We start from the raw sequence: 15,961 nt of genomic DNA on the forward strand, positions 1-15,961 counted from the left end.
ATTTTTATAGCGCTGCGGAAACGTTTCAGCAAGTGTATTAGATCGACAGATTGCAGGTTCAGCCGAAGATCTGCAGTGTTGCATTCGCAAGCAGGCTCACTCCTACAGGGGATCCGGGTCTTCACAAAATCTGTGATTCGCACCGGACACTGTGGGAGCGAGCCTGCTCGCGAAAGCTATATCAAGGCTGTATCAACGAAAGCGATCAACCTCGGAACGCAGATCCGCCGCCAGCTTCTCAAGCTCCTTGGCGGTAACAGCCAGGTTCGACACAACCTCACGCTGCTCACTGTTGGCCAGTGCGATGCTCTGCAAATTGCTGCTCAACAGAGTCGCGGTGCTGCTCTGCTCCTGAGTGGCCGTGGTAATCGCGGCAAACTGCTGCCCCGCCGAACGGCTCTGTTCATCGATTCGCGCCAGCGCCGACGCGACGTTGGCGTTGCGCGACAAACCTTCCTGCATCAGCACATTGCCCTGCTCCATGGTGCTGATCGCGTTACCGGTTTCCTGCTGGATGCTGTGGATCATGCTGGAAATTTCATCCGTCGCCTGACGGGTGCGCGAGGCCAGGCTGCGCACCTCATCGGCCACCACAGCAAAGCCACGACCCTGCTCACCAGCACGGGCAGCTTCGATTGCTGCGTTAAGTGCCAGAAGGTTGGTCTGCTCGGCGATCGAGGTGATCACACCCACGATGCCGCCAATTTCCTGCGAGCGCTGACCGAGGGTGTTGATCACGGTGGCGGTGCTGTTCAGGGCGCCAGCGATTTGCTCCAGCGAGGACGACGCTTCTTCCATCGAGCTGCGGCCAATCTGCGTTTGCTGGGCGTTTTCCTGCGCCAGACGCTGGGTTGCGCCCATGTTGTCGGCAATGTTCAGCGACGTTGCGCTGAACTCTTCCACCGCGCCGGCCATGCTGGTGATTTCGCCAGATTGTTGCTCCATGCCTTCATAGGCACCGCCGGACAAACCGGACAGGGCCTGGGCACGGCTGTTGACCTCTTCCGAAGAGCGGCGGATGTGCTCGACCATGGTCGACAGCGCCTGGCTCATCTGGTTGAACGCGCGAGACAGCTGACCGATTTCGTCGTTGCTCGATACGTTCAGGCGCACGCTCAGATCACCGGCGCCCAAGGCCTCGGCCTGACGCACCAGATCCCCCAGAGGCGCCAGTTTGCTGCGCAGCAGCCAGACCACAGATCCGACCGCCAGCAGCATCGCCAACAGACTGCCAATGGCCAGTTGCGTACCCACGCTCCAGGTCACCGCGCGGATCTCAGCTTTCGGCATGCTCGCCACGACCGACCATGGTCCGCCATCGAACGGCACGGCAATGCTGTAGAAATCTTCCGAGGTGTCGCTCCAGAACTCACCCTTGCCCGGCTTTGCAGCCAAACCTTTGATCACCGGAACGGCTTGATCCAGCGCCTGCACCCCCGCTGGCGCGACCAGCCATTTGTTTTGCTCGTCGAGCAACGCCAGCGAACCGCTCTGGCCAATGCGGAAGCGCTTGAGGTTATCGAACTGGATGTTCTGCGCGTCGGTGTAATCGAAGCCGACGAACAGCACCGCAATCACCTTGCCGCTGCCATCACGCACCGGGGTGTATTGGGTCATGTAGGAGCGATCGAACAGCAAGGCGCGACCGACGTAACCCTGCCCCGCCATCAACTTCGCGTAGGCCGGGTGCGCGTGATCGAGCAAGGTGCCGATGGCACGGGTGCCATCCTGTTTGGTCAGCGAAGTGCTGACGCGGATGAAGTCTTCGCCGCTGCGCACGAACAGGGTGGCGACGCCGGCGGTCATCTGCTTGAACTCGTCGACTTCCTTGAAGTTGTTGTTCAGCACTTCGCTGCCCAGATGCAGACCCGGGGTCTGGGTGCCGGCAACATTCACCGGCTCACTCGGGTGAATGCTCAGACCTGCGCTGAAACGCTTCTCGAACAGCCCGCTCAGGCGCTGGGTGCTTTCACGCAGCGTGCCGTGGAAGGTGCTCAGTTGGTCGGCCAGCAGCCGCGCCTCACTGGCCAGATGCTCTTCACGAGTGGCGAGGTTGGCGGAGTCCAGCGAACGCAAGGCGAACACCGTACTGCCACTGATAACTATCGCCAGTATTACAGCGAGCGCGAGGCCCAGCTGCGAGGCGATCCGAGCGCGAGGTTGAGACATGGACAGCTCCTGGCCGAGCCACGGGATCCTCCTTGATCTCGACTCGGAAATTTTTCTGGTTGTGGGGGTGAATCGTGGATACCGGCACGACGGTTCCACAAGCACGTATTCGGCGGTGGATCCAAATACTTGAGCGGAAAACAAGGTTATGGCACAAGGCCGGCATTGTGGCGGCTCTAACGTTTCAGCTCAAGCGCGCGACCGCCGGCAACTCCATGGCGCGGACTTCGCTTTGCAGAAAGTCGCTGAGACGGCGCAAACGTTCACCTCCCGGGCGGGTCTTTGGCCACACAAGGTAGTAATTCAAACCGCTGGCGACCGCGGTTGGCCACGGCAGGCTCAGCCTTCCCTGCGCCACATCTTCGGCGACCATTAACAGGTCGCCCATCGACACACCGTACCCGCGCGCCGCCGCGATCATGCCCAATTCGAGGGTATCGAACACTTGCCCACCCTTGAGTGACACCTGATCGGACAGCCCCATGTGTTCCAGCCAACTGCGCCAATCGCGACGGTCCGGTGTCGGGTGAAGTAATTCGGTGCAAGCCAGTCGAGCCAGATCCCACGGTTGATCATTCAGCAAGTTTGGCGCCCCCACCGGAATCAGCTCTTCGGGAAACAATAAACTCGCCTCCCAATCCGGCGGAAAATGCCCGTCACTCAACAAAACAGCGCAGTCGAAAGGCTCATCGTTGAAATCCACCGAATCGACGTCCATCCACGCACTGGTCAGTTGCACTTCGTTGCCAGGCTGCAAATGGCGGAAGCGACTCAGGCGCGCGAGCAACCAGCGCATAGTCAGGGTCGAGGGCGCTTTCATGCGCAAAATGTCGTCCTCGGCACGCAAGGTATTGCAGGCCCGCTCCAGCGCACTGAAGCCTTCGCGGATCCCGGGCAGCAGCAACCGCGCCGCTTCGGTCAGCTGCAGATTGCGACCGCTGCGATGAAACAGCCGACAGGCGAAGTGTTCTTCGAGGGTCCGAATATGCCGACTTACCGCACTCTGGGTGATCGACAGTTCCTCGGCAGCCCGGGTGAACGAACTATGTCGCGCCGCCGCTTCAAATGCGCGCAGGGCATACAAGGGAGGAAGACGACGAGACATGCAGAAAGCTCCGATAGCGGGATAAAGCCAATCTTAAACCGTTTATCCAGGATGAGTTTTAATCATGCTACCCATCCTTTTTATCCCTTTGTGCAAAGCCCGCCAAGCGCCGAGAATCGACGGTCTCCTGTTCCCTCTGAAATTGAGTGGTGATGACCATGCAGCATCCTGTGCGTACCGAACTCTGGGCCATTCTGCGGCTGGCAGGGCCGTTGATTGCTTCACAGTTGGCGCACATGTTGATGGTGCTGACTGACACGTTGATGATGGCGCGCCTGAGTCCTGAAGCGCTCGCGGGCGGCGGTCTCGGTGCGGCGACTTATTCGTTCGTGTCGATTTTCTGCATCGGCGTGATTGCAGCGGTCGGCACATTGGTGGCGATTCGCAAGGGCGCCGGCGACATCATTGGCGCTGCGCGTCTGACCCAGGCCGGATTGTGGCTGGCGTGGCTGATGGCGCTGGGCGCCGGGTTGCTGCTGTGGAACCTGAAACCGGTGTTGCTGCTGTTCGGCCAGACCGAAACCAACGTCAACGCGGCCGGGCAATTCCTGATTGCCCTGCCCTTCGCCCTGCCCGGCTACCTCAGTTTCATGGCCCTGCGCGGTTTCACCAGTGCAATCGGCCGGGCGACACCGGTGATGGTCATCAGCCTGGCCGGCACGGTGGCGAATTTCCTGCTCAATTACGCGCTGATCACCGGCATGTTCGGTCTGCCGAAAATGGGCCTGACGGGCATCGGCCTGGTCACAGCGATTGTCGCCAATTGCATGGCGTTGGCGCTGGCCTGGCACATCCGCCGGCATCCGGCCTATGACGCGTACCCGCTGCGCGCGGGCCTGTCGCGGCCGAACCGGCAGTACCTGAAAGAGTTGTGGCGCCTCGGCCTGCCAATCGGCGGCACGTATGCGGTGGAAGTCGGTTTGTTCGCGTTCGCAGCTCTGTGCATGGGCACCATGGGTAGCACGCAGTTGGGCGCGCACCAGATTGCCCTGCAAATTGTCTCGGTGGCGTTCATGGTGCCGGCGGGGATGTCGTACGCGATCACCATGCGCGTCGGCCAGCATTACGGCGCCGGGCAACTGAGTGATGCGCGGATGTCCGGACGGGTCGGGATCGTCTTTGGCGCGGTGGTGATGTTGGGATTCGCGATGGTGTTCTGGCTGTTGCCCAACCAGTTGGTCGGGTTGTTCCTCGATCACAACGATCCGGCGTTTGCCGAGGTGATTCGCCTGGCGGTGAGCCTGCTAGCAGTGGCGGCGTGGTTCGAGCTGTTCGACGGCACGCAGACGATTGCCATGGGCTGCATCCGTGGACTCAAGGATGCGAAGACCACGTTTCTGGTCGGGCTCGCTTGCTATTGGCTGATTGGCGCACCGGCGGCGTGGTGGATGGCGTTCCACCTCAATTGGGGGCCGACGGGCGTCTGGTGGGGATTGGCGTTGGGCCTGGCGTGTGCGGCGGTGAGTTTGACGCTGGCGTTCGAGTGGAAAATGAAGCGGATGATTCGGCTGGAGCCTGCGTCATCAAGTCAGTTTACGGTCCCGCAGACCGACTGAGATCCCTTGTAGGAGTGAGCCTGCTCGCGATTGCGGTGTGTCAGTCGAAGCAAATGTTGACTGGTAGATTGCTATCGCGAGCAGGCTCACTCCTACAGGGGTTATGTGTTCAGCTTACGATCTCGAGGGCTGGCTGCTGGCTTGAGCCGAAAGTGAGATATTCAACCAATTCCGCCAAGGGCAACGGCCGGCTGATCAGATAACCCTGCACCTGATCGCAACCAAACCCGCGCAACAGTTCTAGCTGTTCAGGGGTTTCCACCCCCTCCGCCACCACTTCCAGATGCAGGTTGTGCGCGAGATTGATCATCGCGTGCACCAGTTTGCGGTTCTCTTCGCGCTGCTCCATGCCGCCGACAAAGCTTTTGTCGATCTTCAGCAAGGTGATCGGCAGGCTGTTGAGGTGCACGAACGACGAGAACCCGGTGCCAAAGTCATCCAGCGAGAAGCGCACACCGAGACGGCCGAGAGCGTCCATGGTCTGCTTGACCAGATCGCTACGGCGCATCACGGCGGTTTCTGTCAGTTCGAATTCCAGCCACTGCGCCTCAACGCCACGCTCGGCAATCAACCGGCTCAGCGTCGGCAACAACTGACTGTCTTGAAACTGGCGGAATGACAGGTTGATCGCCATGTGCAGCGCCGGCAGCCCGCGCTCGCGCAACGCCTGCATGTCACGCAAGGCCCGGGAAATCACCCAGTAACCCAGCGGCACGATCAAACCGCTCTGCTCGGCCAAAGGGACAAATTCACTCGGCGGCAGCAAACCGCGCTCGCCATGACGCCAGCGCACCAACGCTTCGAGGCCGACAATCTGGCCATCCTCAAGATTCAGGCGTGGCTGGTAATGCAATTCCAGCTCATCGCGACGCAACGCTCGGCGCAACTCGCTTTCGAGGTCGGCCATGCTCCGCGCATTGCGGTTGATGCGTTCGTTGAAGATATGGAAGGTGCAGCCCTGGGTGCTCTTGGCCTGCTGCATGGCGATGTGGGCGTGCCACATCAGCGGATCGGCGCCGCCCTGCGCACGGGCGTGGGCGATGCCGAGACTGGAGCCGATCAGCAGGCTTTCGCCATCGACCCAATACGGTTCGGCGAGCGCTTCGGTGATGCGTTCGGCCATCCACTCGGCGCGCTGCGGTGCACGGCGGGTGTCGATCAGCAGGGCAAACTCATCGCTGCCCAGCCGCGCCAGTTGATCACCGGCTTCGAGCTGACTTTTCAGCCGTGCGACCACTTGCAGGATCAAGCGATCGCCCGCCTGATGGCCAAGCGCATCGTTGGCGTGGCGGAAGTTGTCGAGATCGAGATGCCCGAGGGCCAGGCCGCGACCGTCGTTTTCCGCGAGGCGCGCAGCAAGCAAGGTCTGGAAACCCTGACGGTTGGCGATGCCGGTCAGCGGATCCTGCTCGGCGAGGCGTTGCAGGGTGTTTTCGAGAACGCCGCGTTCGCGCACATGGCGCAGGCAGCGGCGCAGCATGCCGGCGTCGAGGGCGTCGAACACCAGCCAGTCACTGACGCCAACCGGCGCGGTGTCCGGTTCATGTTCCAGCAGCAAGACCGTCGGCAGGCTGCACCGGCCCGGTGCCGGTTGCAATGCCGGAAGGGTCAACAACACCGCATGGCGGTTGTCTTCGAACAAACTGCTGACCGAATCCCAGCTCGGCGCGCTGATCAGCACCGCCGCGCTCCCCATCGGAGCCAGACACTCACGCAATAACGCTGTCCACGCTGGCTCTTCGGCCAGTAGCAGCAAACGCAAGGGTTCGACAGGCGTAGACAAGCTAGCTCCCTAGACTCTGCAATGATGTGGGCGGGGCATTATGCCGTTGCGCCGTTCAATGACCAAATGACAACGGTTATCAAAACGTTATTTTGTGTCACGAATGAGAACATTAGCCGCAAAATCACCGCGCATCCTCCGCGAAAGTAACAAAACCGGCAAATTTGAATCGCGTGGTACGTCACAAGTCGGAGAGAGCAGCACAAATCGCTGAGCCTGTTAAAATGCCGGCCCATTTCGTCAACGACTCCCGAATTTTCGTATGTCCCGACTCAATCCCCGGCAGCAAGAAGCCGTGAACTACGTCGGCGGCCCTCTATTGGTGCTCGCCGGTGCTGGCTCCGGCAAGACCAGCGTGATCACGCGCAAAATCGCGCACCTGATCCAGAACTGCGGCATCCGTGCCCAGTACATCGTCGCCATGACCTTTACCAACAAGGCCGCGCGCGAGATGAAAGAGCGGGTCGGCACCCTGCTGCGGGCCGGCGAAGGTCGCGGCCTGACGGTCTGCACGTTCCACAACCTCGGTCTGAACATCATCCGCAAGGAACACGTGCGGCTGGGCTACAAACCCGGTTTCTCGATCTTCGACGAGACCGACGTCAAAGCCCTGATGACCGACATCATGCAGAAGGAGTACGCGGGAGACGACGGCGTCGACGAGATCAAGAACATGATCGGCGCCTGGAAAAACGACCTGATTCTGCCGCCTCAGGCGCTGGAGAACGCGCGCAATCCCAAGGAACAGACCGCCGCCATCGTCTACACCCACTACCAGCGGACGCTGAAAGCGTTCAACGCGGTGGACTTCGACGACCTGATCCTGCTGCCGGTAAAACTCTTCGAAGAACATGCCGACATCCTCGAAAAGTGGCAGAACAAGGTGCGTTACCTGCTGGTCGACGAATACCAGGACACCAACGCCAGCCAATACCTGCTGGTAAAAATGCTCATCGGCAAGCGCAACCAGTTCACCGTGGTTGGCGACGACGACCAGTCGATCTACGCCTGGCGCGGCGCGCGGCCGGAAAACCTGATGCTGCTCAAGGACGACTATCCGTCCCTGAAAGTGGTGATGCTCGAGCAGAACTACCGCTCCACCAGCCGCATCCTGCGCTGCGCCAACGTGCTGATCTCGAACAACCCGCACGAATTCGAAAAGCAGCTGTGGAGCGAGATGGGCCACGGCGACGAGATCCGCGTGATCCGCTGCCGCAACGAGGACGCCGAAGCCGAGCGCGTGGCCATGGAAATCCTCAGCCTGCACTTGCGCACCGACCGTCCGTACAGCGATTTCGCCATCCTTTATCGCGGCAACTACCAGGCCAAGCTGATCGAACTGAAGCTGCAGCACCACCAGGTGCCGTACCGCCTGAGCGGCGGCAACAGCTTCTTCGGCCGCCAGGAAGTGAAAGACCTGATGGCCTACTTCCGCCTGATCGTGAACCCGGATGACGACAACGCCTTCCTGCGCGTGATCAACGTGCCACGCCGCGAAATCGGCTCGACCACCCTGGAAAAACTCGGCAACTACGCCACCGAACGCAAAATTTCGATGTACGCCGCCACCGACGAAATCGGTCTGGGCGAACATCTGGACAGCCGCTTCACCGATCGCCTGTCGCGCTTCAAACGCTTCATGGACAAGGTCCGTGAGCAGTGCGCCGGCGAGGATCCGATCTCGGCGCTGCGCAGCATGGTCATGGACATCGACTATGAGAACTGGCTGCGCACCAACAGCTCCAGCGACAAGGCGGCCGATTACCGGATGAGCAACGTCTGGTTCCTGATCGAGGCGTTGAAAAACACCCTTGAAAAGGACGAAGAAGGCGAAATGACCGTCGAGGACGCCATCGGCAAACTGGTCCTGCGCGACATGCTCGAACGTCAGCAGGAAGAGGAAGACGGCGCCGAAGGCGTGCAGATGATGACGCTGCATGCGTCCAAGGGTCTGGAATTCCCTTACGTGTTCATCATGGGCATGGAAGAGGAAATCCTCCCGCACCGCTCCAGCATCGAAGCCGACACCATCGAAGAAGAACGCCGACTGGCCTACGTGGGCATCACCCGCGCGCGCCAGACCCTGGCCTTCACCTTCGCCGCCAAGCGCAAGCAGTACGGCGAGATCATCGACTGCGCGCCGAGCCGCTTCCTCGATGAGCTACCGCCGGACGATCTGGCCTGGGAAGGCAACGACGACACACCGACCGAAGTCAAAGTCGTGCGTGGCAATAGCGCATTGGCTGATATACGCGCGATGTTAAAGCGCTAGAATTGACCACTTTTTTTACTAGACCTTCGGCGCACAAAGCGCCAAAAGAGGACAGCTTCATGGAAGCATTGCACCAGAAAATCCGCGAACAAGGCATTGTGCTTTCCGACCAGGTCCTGAAGGTCGACGCCTTCCTGAACCACCAGATCGACCCGGCCCTGATGAAGCTGATCGGCGACGAATTCGCCTCGCTGTTCAAGGACTCGGGCATCACCAAGATCGTCACCATCGAAGCCTCAGGGATAGCCCCGGCGATCATGACCGGTCTGAACCTCGGCGTGCCGGTGATCTTCGCCCGCAAGCAACAGTCCCTGACCCTGACCGAAAACCTGCTGTCGGCGACCGTTTACTCCTTCACCAAAAAGACCGAAAGCACCGTGGCGATCTCTCCGCGCCACCTGACCAGCAGCGACCGCGTGCTGATCATCGACGACTTCCTGGCCAACGGTAAGGCGTCGCAAGCGCTGATCTCGATCATCAAGCAGGCCGGCGCGACCGTTGCCGGTCTGGGCATCGTGATCGAGAAGTCGTTCCAGGGCGGGCGTGCCGAACTGGATTCGCAGGGCTACCGCGTTGAATCGCTGGCTCGGGTGAAATCGCTGAAGGATGGCGTGGTCACTTTCATCGAATAAAGCCACACCGCAGCCCCCCTGTAGGAGTGAGCCTGCTCGCGATAGCGTAGTGTCAGTCGATATATTCGTCGGTTGAAACACCGCTATCGCGAGCAGGCTCACTCCTACAGTTGTTTTGGGTCAGGCAGTTATTGGGTGGTGGCTTTGAGGCCGGTGAGCAGCAGGCGTTGGAAGAGGTCTTCTTTCAGGCCTTCCGGGTTTGTCAGCTGCATGCGTTCGAGGTGTTCGGGGTATAGCGATGCCTCGGGCGCATCGAGGGCTGCTTTGCCGAGATCGAGGATTTCGGTGAGTTTGAATTTGCTCTTCAGCCAGTTCAGCGCCCGCAGCAAATCCCGTTCGATCGCAGTGAAATCACAGCCCAGCGGATACTCCGGAAACAGGTTCGGATGCCGTGCGGCGATCGCCTGCAGACGCTGCGGTGTGTTATCGGCAAAGCGTGGGTCGAGGCGGAAATCCTTTGGCAGCTTGCCGACCTTTTGCGCTTGCTCGATCAAACCCTGCTGGAAGCGGGAATCGCTGATATTCAGCAATGACTCGATCACCAACGCATCGGACTTGCCGCGTAGGTCGGCGATGCCGTATTCAGTCACGACGATATCGCGCAAATGCCGTGGGATCGTGCAATGGCCGTATTCCCAGACGATGTTGGAACTGACGTCACCACCGGATTCGCGCCAGCTACGCAGGATCAGAATCGATCGGGCATCGTGCAGCGCGTGGCCCTGCGCGACGAAGTTGTACTGCCCGCCGACACCGCTGAGTACCCGTCCATCCTCCAGTTGATCCGCCACACCGGCACCGAGCAAAGTCATGGTGAACACGGTGTTGATGAATCGCGCGTCAAGACGCTGCAAGCGCTTGAGCTCTTCCTGCCCATACAACTCGTTGATGTAACTGATGCGGGTCATGTTGAATTCGAGGCGTTTGCTCTGCGGTAACTCACGCAGGCGCTCGTAGAAACTGCGCGGGCCAAGGAAGAAACCGCCGTGCACCGAGATGCCGTCAGTCTGCGCCGCCTCGTCGAGGGTGCCGGCGTTGGCCTGTTCCTGCGTTGGCACATCGGGGTAGACCTTGCGGCGGATGATCCCGGCATCCGCCAGCACCAGCAGGCCGTTGACGAACATTTCGCTGCAACCGTACAGGCCTTTGGCGAACGGCCCCGTGCCGCCCTCGCGTTCGATCAATTGCGCCCACTGGCTGAGGTTGATGTCGTCGAGCAACGCCTTATAACCGGTGTTATCCGCCTGACGCGCCAGCAATGCGGCGGTCAACGCGTCGCCCATCGAACCGATGCCGATCTGCAACGTACCGCCGTCGCGCACCAGCGTACTCGCGTGCAAGCCAATGAAATGATCCTGAAATCCCACCGGCATGTTCGGCGTGGAAAACAGCGTGCTGCTGTCCTTCGCGTCGATCAGCAGGTCGAAGGTGTCGATATCGACTTCGGCATCACCGGGCATGTACGGCAGATCGGTGTGCACCTGACCGACCAGCAAAATGGTCTCCCCGGCGTGGCGGCGCTTGGCGATCATCGGCAACAGGTCGAGGGTGATGTCGGGATTGCAACTCAGGCTCAGTCGATCGGGATGCTCGCTGCTGCTGGCCAGTAATTGCGCCACCAGATTGAGCCCGGCGGCGTTGATGTCGCGGGCGGCGTGGCTGTAATTGCTGCTGACGTAATCCTGCTGGGCCGGCGCGCTGTTGAGCAGGCTGCCGGGCTGCATGAAGAATTGTTCGATACGGATGTTGGCGGGCAAGCTGTCGCGGTGCAGGTCGCCAAGGAAATCGAACTCCGAGTAGTCACCGAATACGCGTTCGACGAAGGGTTCGATAAAGCGCTTCTGCAAACCATCGCCCAGGTTCGGCCGGCCGAGGCACAGCGCGGTGTAGATCGTCAGTTGCCGCTCGGGCAGGCCTTTGATCCGCCGGTACAGCGCGTTGACGAAGTGATTGGGTTTGCCCAGGCCCAGCGGCATGCCCATGTGGATATGCGCCGGCAACCGCGCCAGCACGTCGTCCACCGCCTGTTCGATCGAACACAACTGCACCATCTGAAGCCTCCTGCCCGTTCCGTGAATAGGGGTAGACCGAGCTTGCCGGGGATTTACTTCCGAGGGAAGGCAATTAATGCGAAAAAAACGTGAAGTAGGCGAGTGCAGTGCTTGGCGCAACCACACCCAGAGAACTTTCAACAATAACAATGAATTAACAACACCAAAAGAATCATCGCACAAGCCCGTGACTTCTTTCCTACATTGGCTCGAATTTAATCACGCAGAACTTCAGGACACTTCTGAATTGAAGTTATCTGAGTCACAGCTAGCATTAAAAACGTAACACTTCATTAGCAATCAATACTTTTAGGCCAAACATAAACTTATAAGGAAAAATTATGGAAATCGACTTCTTAGCAATCCGTAGTGCGAGGGCACACATTCTAAATTCAAGCGCACCTATTTCAACGCTGGCAATTCAAGCATTCAGCAACTTAAGCGCAGCCAGCAGCGGTTCGCGACCATGCACTAGTTGTTGCTCACAATGTTGGCAAGGGTGCTGCTACGCGACTTACATGTAGTTATGAGCCGGGGGCGGTCAATACGTGCCGCCCCTTTCAATTACTTTAGGATTCTTTACATTGAAAACGCCGATTGAGTTTTTAACTGAACCCTTGAACTCGCACCGAAGCCTGACCACAGACTGCCCGCTATGGCCATACCTGTCTTACTATATTTACCACATCGAAAATAAACTTCCAAAAACATCCGGAAGCGCCTTGGAAACTCAGTCAGTTATTATCAGCGGTTTCGCAACAAACCTGGCAGCGAGAATTACCAACGCAGCTAATAACGTTTTAATCACCGAAAAACAAATATTTGAAAAATCCATCATCGGCAGAGAGATGGAAACCTCCTCTTACTACAAGTTAGTTAGCGAAAATAAAAGCTATCTCACCGACATCATTAAAGCTTATCCAGAGCTAGATCGAGTCCTCACCAAAATATCACAAAATTTTGTCGAATTTACATTACAGTTTTTTACTCATTTAAAAGAAGACAGACAGGAGATTAACGAAGTATTCAATATTGGGTCTGACGTCAACCTCTCCGCTATTGATGTCGCGACTAGCGAAACGCATTACGGATCGAGGACCGTTTGCACGCTTTCCTTTAACTCCATAAAAATAATTTACAAACCAAGAAATCTTAAACTTGAAGCGGAAGCTTCCGGTTTTCTACTGTCTTTGAGCAGTGCCGCAGGCACTGACTTTTGCGAATGGAAAATACCAATTTATTTGGTGAAAAAAGAACATGGATGGTCAGAGCATACACCTCAAAAGCAGGCAGAAACTGAAGAAGAGGTACATCAATACTTTAAAAGAGCAGGATTTTTATTAGGTTATTGCACGGCCTTTATGGCTGCGGACATTACCTCTGACAATCTGATTGCGCATGGATCAAGCCCTATACCCATTGATCTGGAGACAATTTTTTACAGCACCTTAAACATTGAGACAATCCCGAGAGAAGTTCGGTGGAACGTTACCCAAACAAGCATTCTTCCGAATTGGACTTGGAAAGGCACCGATGGTATCGGTGTAGACTTGAGTGCGCTGGGTGGATTATCAGAGCAATATGTCAGCCTAAACCTGTACCAACACTTAGAAGACGAAACTGGTCACAGTCAATTTGGCATGGACGGAGTTAAAATATTCCCAAATCAGAATGTTTTATATCTTAACGGGAAACCGGCGCAGCCGTGGGACTACGAAAATCAAATCATTGATGGCCTAACCACTCTATTTTCTATATTGAACAATGCGCAACCGTCAATTATCGAAACAATTAAATCTTTTAGAGGCCGACAAAACAGGTATATCCCCAGACCGACCGCGACATATCACTACGCCATTCAATGCTCCCTGCATGCAACCTTAATGCGTTGCACTGACAAACGAACGGCCTTCCTGGAAAATATCCTTAATAACGACACAGCTCCCGCGATAGGCTTTCTCAACGCGGAGGTCTCAGCTTGCTTGGATCTGGACATACCTTTTGCTCGAGGACAAGCCGGTGTTCTTGAGTTCTACGAACCCGGTTACAGCGGTTCAGGGCACCTCGATAGTAAAGATTATATAAACGGAATAGACAACAGTATCCAATACATCAAAACCTTGGACAAAAACAGAATTGCATTTGAAGAGAAACTAACTTCAAACACCCTTTTAGCAATGAAAAACATGTATGAACACGGAAATAAACTCACGGACCACTCCTTCAAACAACACGACGATGTGAGAGACCCTCGTTATTCAAATACAGACGAGATCATTAACAAAATCAGGACATCATCGAAAATCAACGCATGCTTGATCAATGAACTGTTACGCACCGAAATTTCAAGTAATGGGCTCTGGCTAGGATTTCACTCATCACCAGGTGGCTATATGGAGTTCTCGGAGTTAGGAGATGACTTCTACTACGGATTGTCTGGTATTCTTTATGGCTGCGTAGTGGCGGCCAGTCATAGCAGCGCCATAGATAAAGCTCTGGTAACTGAACTACTAAATCATTGCCACAGTAGAATAGTTAAAAAACTGACAAATAAGGGTACGCACTTAGGGGGCTTTCACTTCGGTCTATCGTCCGCAATCGTTCCGCTCCTGATAGGCTTAAATTATTTCGACGATGAAAGGCAGAGCCAACTACTACAGCTGTATAAAAAATATGTTGAAGACGTACTGGGAGAACCATGGTGGCAAAAATATTTTTGGGGCTCTGACTTTCTTTCTGGAATGTTCGGCACTCTAAATGTACTCACGCTATTATTCGATCTTACTAAAGATTTATCGTTTTCCGATTTAGCCAACTCCTTATACAAAAAAATAGAGACCGAACTCACCTTTATATCTGGAAGCAAACTACCCACATTCGACAATGCAATCACAACGAGAAGCGACGCTTTATTGAGTGGCCTGTCTCACGGAATAATGGGGTGCGCATACTCATTATTTTACTTTAATAAACTTATCGCAAAAAAAGATTCAATCCACGAATTATTCCTAGGCTTTTTGTCTTGGGAGCTTAACGAATATGATGAGTCAATTGAAAATTGGCGCGACTACAGAAAACGCTCGGAATCAAGCGCCGGTGAGTTTGCGTGGAGCCACGGTTTACCTGGTAATTATTTGGCGATCAGTTATTTCGCAAACAATGGAGTACAGCCTGCGCTAGATTTCTTGGAAAAGCACCCATCAAAAGCCGCATTCTCATATTCGAATCTCGAAAAACGAAAGAGACCCGTCAATGACTCTTTATGTCATGGCGCTTATGGGATTCTGAATATCATGAAAAAGATCTCACCGGAATCGTTGCTCGACCCACAAGTTTTTCTATGGTCGAACATCGTTAACTTAAGTGAACAAAATTCGAGAATCTTGAGAACAAAAACTGCCGATCCATTAGGATTATGGATCGGACGCGTGGGTTCACTACTTGGCTCTATTGGTTTGACTGACCGTAACTACGAGTTTCCATTTCTTCCGCACCAAATGGAATTTATCAAACCATGAAAAGCAACCTAATACTTTGCTGCTTTGGCCTAGGCATCTCAGTTCTAACAAGCGCATCGCCCTACCTAATCGGCAGTTCAATTAATTTTTACCTATCCCAAGACCGCTCATATTTATATGCACTCGCAGGCGCTTCGCTTCTTATCATCGCGACGCCCCCCTTGAAACTAGCAGCCAACATTTATCTACAAAGGACTGCTGCCAAGACAAGATATATCCTGAAAAGGACAATTCTAACGCACCTGCGAAGCAAGGCAACCACATATAGGGGAAACCCAGGTGAGCAGATCGAACTTATCGACGGTGATGTTGACGGCTCGATATATCTATACCATTCGGCATTCTTTGACACTTCACTCAACTTCAGCATCATAATCTTCGCGCTGATTATAACGGCTCAGTATCATCCTCTTCTGGTGCTCGCCCCCCTTAGCGGCCTGCTATATGCCTCAGCTGCATATTTTATAACCCGGAGAAAGAGCGACACCCTTTTTGAAGAATACGTCCAAGAAAACACCGTTATAATCGGGACAATCTGTGCGCATGTATGCGATGCCAAACCGTACAACGACAGAGTCAAGCTGGACATCAAAAAAATTGAGCGCCTCGCTTTTCGTTCAAACCTGAAGGCATCTTTTTTCGAATCAATTTCAGGCACATGTTACTTGGTAGCGATAGTTGTTTTATTCTTGATATCCGCTCATTTAATAAGTGAAAGCGCTTTGACAACAGGCGCTATCTTTGCCTCAGCCATCTACCTTGAGCGTGTGCTCAGCCCAACAATGTCACTTATATCCATTTACTACTCAAGCAGAGAGGCCTCTTATCGCCGCAATCGAATTCTGAGCTATAAACTACAACTCGGGAGGCGCTGA

At 55.6% G+C, this 15,961-nt stretch carries 9 protein-coding genes; 5 read left to right on the plus strand and 4 right to left on the minus strand.

Translation table 11 applies throughout. The annotated features are described in order from the left end of the window. Positions 1–192: 192 nt before the first annotated feature. Positions 193–2,169, minus strand: a complete 1,977-nt coding sequence (locus tag ACOYXH_RS24530) for a methyl-accepting chemotaxis protein (protein ID WP_007920409.1) — start codon at positions 2,167–2,169, stop codon at positions 193–195. Positions 2,170–2,353: 184 nt separating this feature from the next. Beyond that, complete coding sequence (locus tag ACOYXH_RS24535) at positions 2,354–3,274, minus strand: LysR substrate-binding domain-containing protein (RefSeq protein WP_095049341.1); 921 nt, start codon at positions 3,272–3,274, stop codon at positions 2,354–2,356. A 158-nt stretch (positions 3,275–3,432) separates the two neighbouring features. Here ACOYXH_RS24535 and ACOYXH_RS24540 point away from each other — a divergent pair, with 158 nt between their 5' ends. Beyond that, positions 3,433–4,830, plus strand: coding sequence for a NorM family multidrug efflux MATE transporter (locus ACOYXH_RS24540; protein ID WP_095049340.1), 1,398 nt, complete (start codon positions 3,433–3,435; stop codon positions 4,828–4,830). A 109-nt stretch (positions 4,831–4,939) separates the two neighbouring features. Here the strand turns inward: ACOYXH_RS24540 and ACOYXH_RS24545 are convergent, their stop codons facing one another. After that, entirely contained in the window at positions 4,940–6,613 is a 1,674-nt protein-coding gene (locus ACOYXH_RS24545) for a putative bifunctional diguanylate cyclase/phosphodiesterase (RefSeq protein ID WP_095049339.1), read from the minus strand. A 262-nt stretch (positions 6,614–6,875) separates the two neighbouring features. Between ACOYXH_RS24545 and rep the strand changes: the two genes are divergently transcribed. Both rep and ACOYXH_RS24555 read left to right on the plus strand, forming a co-directional pair. Continuing rightward, positions 6,876–8,885 carry a DNA helicase Rep gene (gene rep / locus ACOYXH_RS24550; protein ID WP_220557163.1) on the plus strand — a complete coding sequence of 670 codons (2,010 nt, stop codon included), beginning with the start codon at positions 6,876–6,878 and terminating at the stop codon, positions 8,883–8,885. 59 nt (positions 8,886–8,944) lie between these two features. After that, complete coding sequence (locus ACOYXH_RS24555; protein WP_007920398.1) at positions 8,945–9,517, plus strand: xanthine phosphoribosyltransferase; 573 nt, start codon at positions 8,945–8,947, stop codon at positions 9,515–9,517. Positions 9,518–9,645: 128 nt separating this feature from the next. On the opposite strand, the gene ACOYXH_RS24560 is transcribed toward ACOYXH_RS24555, so the two are convergent. After that, positions 9,646–11,568 carry an acetyl-CoA hydrolase/transferase C-terminal domain-containing protein gene (locus ACOYXH_RS24560; RefSeq protein WP_320413643.1) on the minus strand — a complete coding sequence of 641 codons (1,923 nt, stop codon included), beginning with the start codon at positions 11,566–11,568 and terminating at the stop codon, positions 9,646–9,648. Between the two features lie 584 nt (positions 11,569–12,152). Between ACOYXH_RS24560 and lanM the strand changes: the two genes are divergently transcribed. Next, entirely contained in the window at positions 12,153–15,086 is a 2,934-nt protein-coding gene (lanM, locus tag ACOYXH_RS24565; RefSeq protein WP_320413644.1) for a type 2 lanthipeptide synthetase LanM, read from the plus strand. After that, positions 15,083–15,961: a 6TM ABC transporter family protein gene (locus ACOYXH_RS24570; RefSeq protein WP_460409996.1), complete on the plus strand. Its 879-nt coding sequence runs from the start codon at positions 15,083–15,085 to the stop codon at positions 15,959–15,961. The genes lanM and ACOYXH_RS24570 overlap by 4 nt, the downstream gene beginning before the upstream one ends.

The sequence above is a fragment of the Pseudomonas sp. Mb7 genome (assembly GCF_054790525.1).

Excerpts from the sequence above, each read along its gene's own strand:
- ACOYXH_RS24540 (WP_095049340.1), top strand. The coding sequence starts at position 3,433 with ATGCAGCATCCTGTGCGTACCGAACTCTGGGCCATTCTGCGGCTGGCA.
- ACOYXH_RS24555 (WP_007920398.1), top strand. The coding sequence starts at position 8,945 with ATGGAAGCATTGCACCAGAAAATCCGCGAACAAGGCATTGTGCTTTCC.
- ACOYXH_RS24560 (WP_320413643.1), bottom strand. The coding sequence starts at position 11,568 with ATGGTGCAGTTGTGTTCGATCGAACAGGCGGTGGACGACGTGCTGGCG.
- rep (WP_220557163.1), top strand. The coding sequence starts at position 6,876 with ATGTCCCGACTCAATCCCCGGCAGCAAGAAGCCGTGAACTACGTCGGC.
- ACOYXH_RS24535 (WP_095049341.1), bottom strand. The coding sequence starts at position 3,274 with ATGTCTCGTCGTCTTCCTCCCTTGTATGCCCTGCGCGCATTTGAAGCG.
- ACOYXH_RS24530 (WP_007920409.1), bottom strand. The coding sequence starts at position 2,169 with ATGTCTCAACCTCGCGCTCGGATCGCCTCGCAGCTGGGCCTCGCGCTC.
- ACOYXH_RS24570 (WP_460409996.1), top strand. The coding sequence starts at position 15,083 with ATGAAAAGCAACCTAATACTTTGCTGCTTTGGCCTAGGCATCTCAGTT.